Genomic DNA, 7,668 nt, shown 5'->3' with positions numbered 1-7,668 from the left:
CTCCGGGACGGACCGGCACCGTTTTTCTTTGCCGGGGTCTCCTCGTCCCCGGAGCGGTGGTGCGGCAGTATGTCCGCCATGACGTCCAGCACCCGTGACGAGGCCGCCGGGGCCGCCCCCGCTCCGGCCTCCGGCCCGCTGCCCAACACCGTCGTCGTCCCGGCGGACGAGGACCCGGTCGCGGCGGCCGGCAGCGAGGTGCTCGGCGGTCCGCCCGGCCGCCGGGCGCTGCTCGGCGTCTCGTGGTGGATCCCGGCCCGGTTCCTGGCCGTGCTGGTCATCGCCGTCTACGTGCTGGGCCTGGCGCAGAAGGTGCCGTGCTACAACGACGGCTGGTTCCACGGCGCCACGGCCCAGTACACGCACGCCTGCTACAGCGACATCCCGCACCTGTTCTCCGGCCGCGGCTTCGACACCGGGCGGCACCCGTACCTGGACCAGCTGCCGACCCCCTCCGCGGACATGCAGTACCTGGAGTACCCGGTGCTGACCGGCCTGTTCATGCAGGTCGCGGCGTGGCTGACGCCGACCGGCGGGGACCTCCAGTACCGCGAGCAGTGGTTCTGGATGGTCAACGCGGGGATGCTGATGGTCTGTGCGGTGGTCGCGGTCGTCGCGATCAGCCGGACCCACCGCCGCCGGCCGTGGGACGCGCTGCTCTTCGCGCTGGCGCCCTGCCTGGCGCTGGACTCCACCATCAACTGGGACCTGCTCGCGGTCGCGCTGGCCGCCGTCGCGATGGCCTACTGGGCGAACAGCAGGCCGACCGCGGCGGGTGTCTTCATCGGCCTGGCCACCGCGGCGAAGCTGTATCCCGTGCTGCTGCTCGGGCCGCTGCTGGTGCTCTGCTGGCGGACCGGCCGCTGGCGGGACTTCGGTCGGGCGGCGGGCGGTGCGGTGGCCGCCTGGCTGATCGTCAACCTGCCGATCATGATCGCCAACTTCAAGGGCTGGGCGACGTTCTACACCTTCAGCCAGGTCCGCAAGGAGGACTTCGGCTCGTTCTGGCTGATCCTCATGCAGGACCGCAACCAGCAGCTGCCCACCCTGAACACCTGGATCTCGGTGCTGCTGGTGCTCTGCTGCCTGGGCATCGGCTGGCTCGCGCTCTCCGCGCCGCGCCGCCCCCGCTACGCCCAGCTGGTGTTCCTCGTGGTGGCCGCGTTCATCCTCACCAACAAGGTGTACTCGCCGCAGTACGTGCTCTGGCTGACGCCGCTCGCCGCACTGGCCCGCCCGCGCTGGCGCGACTTCCTGATCTGGCAGACCTGCGAGGTGCTGTACTTCCTCGGGGTCTGGTCCTACCTCGCCTACACCGGTGACTCCAAGCAGCACGGCATCGGCCAGGACTGGTACCACCTGGCGATCGTGCTGCACCTGCTGGGCACGCTCTTCCTCTGCGCGATGGTGATCCGCGACATGCTGCACCCCGAGCGGGACCCGGTGCGCTGGGACGGCAGCGACGACCCCTCGGGCGGTGTCCTGGACAACGCCCCGGACGTCTTCGTCCTCGGCCGCGCCCGCCGGCTGCGCGAGGAGGCCACCTACGCCGAGTTCGCCCCGCAGGACGCCGGGACGGACTGGCTGACCGCGGTCTCCGCAGCCGGCCCGGAACTCGGGGAGCCGGACCCGGAGCACCCGGGGGCGGACGAGCCGGCGGACCGGGCGATCAGGCCCTGAGGCCCGCGGGGCCGGCCCTGCCGCGCTGCTACCGGTCGACCACCCGGTCGAAGTGGGTGGTGGTGTGCCGGACGGTGAGGGCCAGTTCGTCGCCGATCACCGGCGGCTTCACGTCGCCGGGCAGGAAGAGGATCGACACCTGCATGTGCGGCGGCTCGGCGAACCACAGCTGGCGGCCCGCCCACACGTAGGGGGAGAGCGTCCGGTTGACGGTGGCCAGGCCGGCCCGGGCCAGGCCCTTGGCCCGCGGCACCATCCCGTGCAGGTACTTGGGCGCCTCCAGCCCGACGCCGTGCGCCGTGCCGCCGGTCGCGACCAGCAGGTGCCCGTCGGACGGCGCCTTGTGCTGGCGGTAGCCGTAGCGCTCGCCGCGGGCGATCGGTGTGACGTCCAGGACGGCCGCCCCGGCCCGCAGCGCGTCGACGTCGCCGAGCCAGAGCCGGGTGCCGATCCGGGAGCGGAACGCGGTGTCGGGGAAGAGCACCCCCAGCCGGGCGACGTCGGCCGAGGAGAGGTGGCTCAGGTACACGGCGGCCGGCGCCGGTCCGGCGGCGCCGATCGCCCGGACCCAGGCGGACACCTCGTCGACCGGGTCCGAGCCGTCCGGCCGGTCCAGCGGGAGGTGCAGCGCGAAGCCCTCCACCACCGGGCCGTCGGCGGGCAGCTTCGGCAGGTCGGTGCGGGCGATGCCGTGGCGGCGCATGCTCGTCATGCACTCCACCACGACCCGCGTCCCGGCCGGCAGCGCCCGTACCGCGTCCACGTGGGCGACCGTGCGGATGACCCGGGACGGCAGCTCCGGGCCGTCCTCCCCGGGCCGGCACGGGGTGAGCACCAGCAGGTCGCCGGGGAAGGACGCCGCCGCCCCGGCGGCCTCCCGGGCGGTGCCGACCGCGAGCGCCGGGGTGCCCAGCAGCTCGGCCTCCTCGGCGAGCCGGGTGTTGCCCAGCCCGTACCCGTTGCCCTTGGCCACCGGCACCAGGCCGGGGAACTCCGCCAGGACGGCCTGCTGGTGCGCCCGCCAGCGGGCGGTGTCCACGTAGAGCGACAGGGTCATCGTTACTCCCCGAGGAGGTGGTGAGAGTGCGTCAGCGCCGTGACATGTAGAGGTCGAGGGCCTTGTGCAGCAGCTTGTTCAGCGGGAAGTCCCACTCGCCCAGGTACTCGACGGCCTGGCCGCCGGTGCCGACCTTGAACTGGATCAGCCCGAAGAGGTGGTCGTCCTCCTCCAGGGTGTCGCTGATCCCGCGCAGGTCGTAGACGGCCGCGCCGAGCGCGTACGAGTCGCGCATCATCCGCCACTGCACGGCGTTGGAGGGCTTCACCTCGCGCTTGTGGTCGGCCGAGGCGCCGTAGGAGTACCAGACGTGCTCGCCGACCACGAGCATCGTGGTGGCGGCCAGCGGCTCGCCCTCGTGGTACGCGATGTAGAGCCGCATCCGGTTCGGGTCCTCGGCGGTCAGCGTCGTCCACATCCGCTGGAAGTACGCGAGCGGCCGGGGCGTGAAGTGGTCCCGCTCGGCGGTGACCTCGTACAGCCGGTGGAAGACGGCCAGGTCCTCGTAGCCGCCCTGGACGACCTCGACGCCGCTCTTCTCGGCCTTCTTGATGTTGCGGCGCCACAACTGGTTGAAGCCGCGCTGGACGTCGTCCAGCGAGCGGCCGGCCAGCGGGACCTGGAAGACGTAGCGGGGCTGGACGTCGCCGAAGCCGGCCCCGCCGTCCTCGCCCTGCAGCCAGCCGGCCTTCCGCAGCCGGTCGGCGACCTCGAAGGCGCGCGGCTCGTACCAGTCCGGCTCGACGTCGCGCAGCCGCTTGGCCTGCTTGCCGGCGATGGCGTCCTTGATGGTGCCGGCGTCCCAGCGGCGGACGACCACCGGCGGGCCCATCTTCACGGAGAACGCGCCCTGCGCCTTCAGGTGCGCCAGCATCGGCTGGAGCCAGCCGTCGAGGTCCCGGTCGAACCAGTCGATCACCGGGCCCTCCGGCAGGTAGGCCAGGTACCGCTTCACCTTCGGCAGCTGGCGGTAGAGCACCAGCCCGGCGCCCACCAGCTCGCCGGACGGCTCGAACCAGCCGAGGCTCTCGGAGCGCCACTCCGCCTTCACGTCCGCCCAGGCCGGCACCTGCATGTGGCTGACCGAGGGACGGGACGTGATGAAGGCGAGGTGCTCCTCGCGGGTGATCGTCCTCAGGCGCAGGCTCATGACGGGGGTGCTCCTCCTCGGTCGGGCGGTGCGGGGGGTGAGGTCACGGCGACCCTATCGCCCGAATGGTCCGTTTCCAGGGGGGCTGGCCCGGCGCTTTTCGACGCCCGATGCCCTCCCCGCATACCTGTGCACAAGTAGTACGCGGAGAGGGCGTCCGGGGTCACGCCGCAATACGGCGTACGGGTGTCGTCACAGGCCCCCGAAGAAGCCGCCGTGCGCGAGGCCGAGGTACAGCCCGACCGCCGCCGCACCGGTCGAGATGACCAGCACGAACCTCTCTGCGGTGGTGACCGAGACGAACTGGCCCCACATGCCGGTGAGGACCCCGATCAGCCCGGTCCACGAGCTCATGATGTGCAGGTTGTGGAAGAAGCAGCTGACGAACGCCAGCAGGCCGAACAGGGCGGCGACCCCGACCAGCGCGTTCTCGCGCGGGTGCGGATGGCCGTCGGTGTTGAGGGTGAGGGCCGGAAACCGGCGGACGGTCTGTGCCATGGAGCCCACCTCCCGAAGGATCGGACGGGCGCGCGAACGACGCACCGTTCGTTCAGGTTGCGTCCTATATGCCCAGGATCACAACCGCTATACGTTTTGGTGCCCCGCTCCGCTACCGGTAGGCTGTGCCGTCTGCACTGGTGTACTTGTGCCCCCCTATGCCCTCCGCGGCCCGGGATTGTCAGACCCCCGTTCTACGGTGGTCCCGACGTCGGCACACCACGGGTGCGACGCTGCACAACCCTCCTGCCACGGAGAGACCGTGGCCGTTGAGTCCAAAGGAGGTGGGTTACCCATGCGTCACTACGAGGTGATGGTCATCCTCGACCCCTCGGTCGAGGAGCGCGCTGTCTCCCCCCTGATCGAGAACTTCCTCAACGTTGTCCGCACCGGTGGCGGCAAGGTCGAGAAGATCGACACCTGGGGTCGCCGCCGTCTGGCGTACGAGATCAACAAGCAGTCCGAGGGCATCTACTCGGTCATCGACCTCAAGGCCACGCCCGAGGTCGTCAAGGAGCTCGACCGCCAGCTCAGCCTGAGCGAGTCGGTTCTGCGGACCAAGGTCCTGCGCCCGGACACCCACTGAGCCACCACTGACACCTCCGGGTGTCGGGTGACTCACGCACGGTGTTTCACGTGAAACACGGTGCGAGCACCGCAGAACTCCTTTTCCGAGAGGTCATCACCACCATGGCAGGCGAGACCGTCATCACCCTCGTCGGCAATCTCGTCGACGACCCCGAGCTGCGCTTCACCCCGTCGGGTGCGGCGGTCGCGAAGTTCCGTATCGCGTCCACTCCGCGCACCTTCGACCGCCAGACCAACGAGTGGAAGGACGGCGAGAGCCTCTTCCTCACGTGCAACGTCTGGCGTCAGCCGGCGGAGAACGTGGCCGAGTCGCTGCAGCGCGGCATGCGCGTCATCGTGCAGGGCCGACTGCGCCAGCGGTCTTACGAGACCAAGGAAGGCGAGAAGCGGACGGTCTTCGAGGTCGAGGTCGACGAGGTCGGCCCGAGCCTGCGGTCGGCGACCGCCAAGGTCACCCGGGCCAACCGGTCCGGCGGCCCGGGCGGTGGCGGCGGCTTCGGCGGCCAGCAGGGCGGCGCGCCGTCCGGCGGCAACTGGGGCGGCGGCGGCGGTCAGCAGGGCGGTGGCTGGGGCGGTGGCTCCGGCGGCCAGTCCGGCCCGTCCGACGACCCGTGGGCGTCCTCCGCTCCCTCTGGTGGCAACCAGGGCGGCGGCGGTTGGGGTGCCCCGTCCGGCGGCGGCTTCTCGGAGGAACCCCCGTTCTAAGCGGTGCGTGCCGGGCCCGTGCGGCCCGGGCATGCTGACAGATTTCGTACCCACTGGAGCACACGATGGCGAAGCCGCCTGCTCGCAAGCCGAAGAAGAAGGTTTGCGTCTTCTGCAAGGACAAGGTCAACTACGTTGACTACAAGGACACGAACCTGCTGCGGAAGTTCATCTCCGACCGCGGCAAGATCCGTGCCCGCCGGGTGACCGGCAACTGCACCCAGCACCAGCGTGACGTCGCCACGGCCGTGAAGAACAGCCGTGAGATGGCGCTGCTGCCCTACACCTCCACCACGCGCTAAGAGAGGGTGACCGAAGAATGAAGATCATCCTCACTCACGAGGTCCCCGGCCTCGGCAGCGCCGGCGAGATCGTCGAGGTCAAGGACGGCTACGCCCGCAACTTCCTGGTCCCGCGTGGCTTCGCCATCCGCTGGACCAAGGGCGGCCAGAAGGACGTCGACGCGATCCGTCGCGCCCGCAAGATCCACGAGATCCAGACCCTCGAGGCCGCCAACGAGGTCAAGGCCAAGCTCGAGGGCCTGCAGATCAAGCTGTCGGTGCGCTCCGGCGACGCCGGCCGCCTGTTCGGCTCGGTGACCCAGGCCGACGTCGTCGAGGCCATCAAGGCCGCCGACGGCCCGGCGGTGGACAAGCGCGCGATCGCGATCGCGTCGCCGATCAAGACCGTGGGCAGCCACAAGGTCTCGGTCAAGCTGCACTCCGACGTGCAGGCCAACCTCGACGTCAACGTCGTGGCCGGCTGAACGCCGTAGTACTGGTCTGAGGGCCGGGCTCCCTTCGGGGAGCCCGGCCCTCGGTCGTTCTCCGGCCGTCCGGATGCGGCCGGTGCGGTGCGGTCAGGCCCGCACGGCGCCGGTCACCAGCCAGCGGCCGCCGCGCGCCCGGCCGGCCAGGAAGGCGGCCCGGGTCAGCATGAAGAGGTTCATCGCCCACCACAGCCCGATGACGCCGCCGCCCGCGGCCGGCACGGCGAGCGCCGCCGGGGCGAAGACCAGCAGGGTGCCGAGCATCGCCCAGGCCAGGTAGGCGCCGTCGCCCGCGCCCATCAGCACGCCGTCCAGCACGAACACCAGGCCGCCCACCGGCTGGGTGAGCGCTGCGAGCAGCAGCACGGTGGACAGCAGCTCCCGCACGGCCGGGTCGGCCGTGAACAGCGGCACGTAGAGCGGCCTGGCCAGCACCAGCAGCAGGCCCAGCACCAGCCCGGCGCCGATGCCCCACTCGACCATCCGGCGGGTCGCCGCACGGGCGCCCGGGGCGTCGCCCGCACCCAGGTAGCGGCCGATGATCGCCTGGCCGGCGATGGCGATGGCGTCCAGTGCGAAGGCCACGAACGACCAGATGGTCATGGTGATCTGGTGCGCGGCGATCGCGACGTCGCCCAGGCCGGCCGCGACCGCGGTGGCGAGCAGCAGCACCCCGCGCAGGCTCAGGGTGCGGATCATCAGCGGCCCGCCGGCCCGGGCGCAGGCCCGGATGCCCTCGGCGTCCGGCCGCAGGCTCGCGCCCTCCCGGCGGGCGCCGCGGACCACCACGGCCAGGTAGACCGCGGCCATCCCGTTCTGGGCCAGCACGGTGCCCCAGGCCGACCCTGCGACGCCGAGCCCGGCGCCGTACACCAGGGCGAGGTTGAGCAGCAGGTTGGCGCCGAACCCGCCGATGGCGACCAGCAGCGGCGTCCGGGTGTCCTGGAGGCCGCGCAGGACGCCGGTGGCGGCGAGCACCATCAGCATCGCGGGCACGCCCAGCGCACTGATCCGCAGGTAGGTGACCGCGTACGGGGCGGCGGTGGGGGAGGCGCCCAGCAGGTCGGCCGCCTGCGGGGCGAGCGCCAGGGTGAGGACCACCAGCCCGGCCGACAGCAGCAGCGCCAGCCAGATGCCGTCCACGCCCTGCTGGACCTCGCGGGCCGGCTGGTCCGGGAGGCCCGGGAGGGCGGCGCGTTCGGGACGCTGCCGACGCTGCGG

9 protein-coding genes are annotated in these 7,668 nt (G+C 71.7%); 5 read left to right on the top strand and 4 right to left on the bottom strand.

The window, feature by feature from the left end; all coding sequences use genetic code 11:
• Positions 1 to 78 precede the first annotated feature (78 nt).
• Positions 79 to 1,680 (top strand): glycosyltransferase family 87 protein, encoded by a 1,602-nt coding sequence (locus tag ACFV0G_RS17020; protein WP_380547496.1) that lies wholly within the window; start codon positions 79 to 81, stop codon positions 1,678 to 1,680.
• Between the two features lie 28 nt (positions 1,681 to 1,708).
• Here ACFV0G_RS17020 and ACFV0G_RS17015 read toward each other — a convergent pair whose 3' ends face one another.
• From ACFV0G_RS17015 to ACFV0G_RS17005, 3 genes are all read right to left on the bottom strand, one after another.
• Positions 1,709 to 2,737, bottom strand: a complete 1,029-nt coding sequence (locus tag ACFV0G_RS17015; RefSeq protein WP_380547493.1) for an alanine racemase — start codon at positions 2,735 to 2,737, stop codon at positions 1,709 to 1,711.
• 31 nt (positions 2,738 to 2,768) lie between these two features.
• Positions 2,769 to 3,887, bottom strand: a complete 1,119-nt coding sequence (locus ACFV0G_RS17010; protein ID WP_380547490.1) for a lipid II:glycine glycyltransferase FemX — start codon at positions 3,885 to 3,887, stop codon at positions 2,769 to 2,771.
• A 192-nt stretch (positions 3,888 to 4,079) separates the two neighbouring features.
• A complete protein-coding gene (locus ACFV0G_RS17005) occupies positions 4,080 to 4,385 on the bottom strand; it encodes a hypothetical protein (RefSeq protein WP_380547487.1) in 306 nt (101 codons plus the stop codon).
• A gap of 295 nt (positions 4,386 to 4,680) precedes the next feature.
• On the opposite strand from ACFV0G_RS17005, the gene rpsF reads away from it, so the two are divergent.
• From rpsF to rplI, 4 genes are all read left to right on the top strand, one after another.
• The gene (gene rpsF / locus ACFV0G_RS17000) at positions 4,681 to 4,971 is read left to right on the top strand and encodes a 30S ribosomal protein S6 (RefSeq protein WP_030270167.1); all 291 of its coding nucleotides are present in this window, start codon (positions 4,681 to 4,683) and stop codon (positions 4,969 to 4,971) included.
• A 104-nt stretch (positions 4,972 to 5,075) separates the two neighbouring features.
• Positions 5,076 to 5,678, top strand: a complete 603-nt coding sequence (locus ACFV0G_RS16995) for a single-stranded DNA-binding protein (protein ID WP_380547483.1) — start codon at positions 5,076 to 5,078, stop codon at positions 5,676 to 5,678.
• 65 nt (positions 5,679 to 5,743) lie between these two features.
• The gene (gene rpsR, locus ACFV0G_RS16990) at positions 5,744 to 5,980 is read left to right on the top strand and encodes a 30S ribosomal protein S18 (RefSeq protein ID WP_030270170.1); all 237 of its coding nucleotides are present in this window, start codon (positions 5,744 to 5,746) and stop codon (positions 5,978 to 5,980) included.
• A 17-nt stretch (positions 5,981 to 5,997) separates the two neighbouring features.
• A complete protein-coding gene (gene rplI / locus ACFV0G_RS16985) occupies positions 5,998 to 6,444 on the top strand; it encodes a 50S ribosomal protein L9 (RefSeq protein WP_380547476.1) in 447 nt (148 codons plus the stop codon).
• Positions 6,445 to 6,537: 93 nt separating this feature from the next.
• Here rplI and ACFV0G_RS16980 read toward each other — a convergent pair.
• Positions 6,538 to 7,668: MATE family efflux transporter (locus ACFV0G_RS16980; protein ID WP_380547473.1), on the bottom strand; the 1,131-nt coding region annotated here is incomplete at its 5' end.

It is taken from the genome of Kitasatospora sp. NPDC059571, assembly GCF_042735675.1.
In the GTDB taxonomy this organism is placed as follows: domain Bacteria; phylum Actinomycetota; class Actinomycetes; order Streptomycetales; family Streptomycetaceae; genus Kitasatospora.
The sequence above is the reverse complement of the archived record's forward strand: the minus strand, read 5'-3'. Positions and strand labels throughout refer to the sequence as shown.

Excerpts from the sequence above, each read along its gene's own strand:
- ACFV0G_RS17020 (WP_380547496.1), top strand. The coding sequence starts at position 79 with ATGACGTCCAGCACCCGTGACGAGGCCGCCGGGGCCGCCCCCGCTCCG.
- ACFV0G_RS17015 (WP_380547493.1), bottom strand. The coding sequence starts at position 2,737 with ATGACCCTGTCGCTCTACGTGGACACCGCCCGCTGGCGGGCGCACCAG.
- ACFV0G_RS17010 (WP_380547490.1), bottom strand. The coding sequence starts at position 3,887 with ATGAGCCTGCGCCTGAGGACGATCACCCGCGAGGAGCACCTCGCCTTC.
- ACFV0G_RS17005 (WP_380547487.1), bottom strand. The coding sequence starts at position 4,385 with ATGGCACAGACCGTCCGCCGGTTTCCGGCCCTCACCCTCAACACCGAC.
- rpsF (WP_030270167.1), top strand. The coding sequence starts at position 4,681 with ATGCGTCACTACGAGGTGATGGTCATCCTCGACCCCTCGGTCGAGGAG.
- ACFV0G_RS16995 (WP_380547483.1), top strand. The coding sequence starts at position 5,076 with ATGGCAGGCGAGACCGTCATCACCCTCGTCGGCAATCTCGTCGACGAC.
- rpsR (WP_030270170.1), top strand. The coding sequence starts at position 5,744 with ATGGCGAAGCCGCCTGCTCGCAAGCCGAAGAAGAAGGTTTGCGTCTTC.
- rplI (WP_380547476.1), top strand. The coding sequence starts at position 5,998 with ATGAAGATCATCCTCACTCACGAGGTCCCCGGCCTCGGCAGCGCCGGC.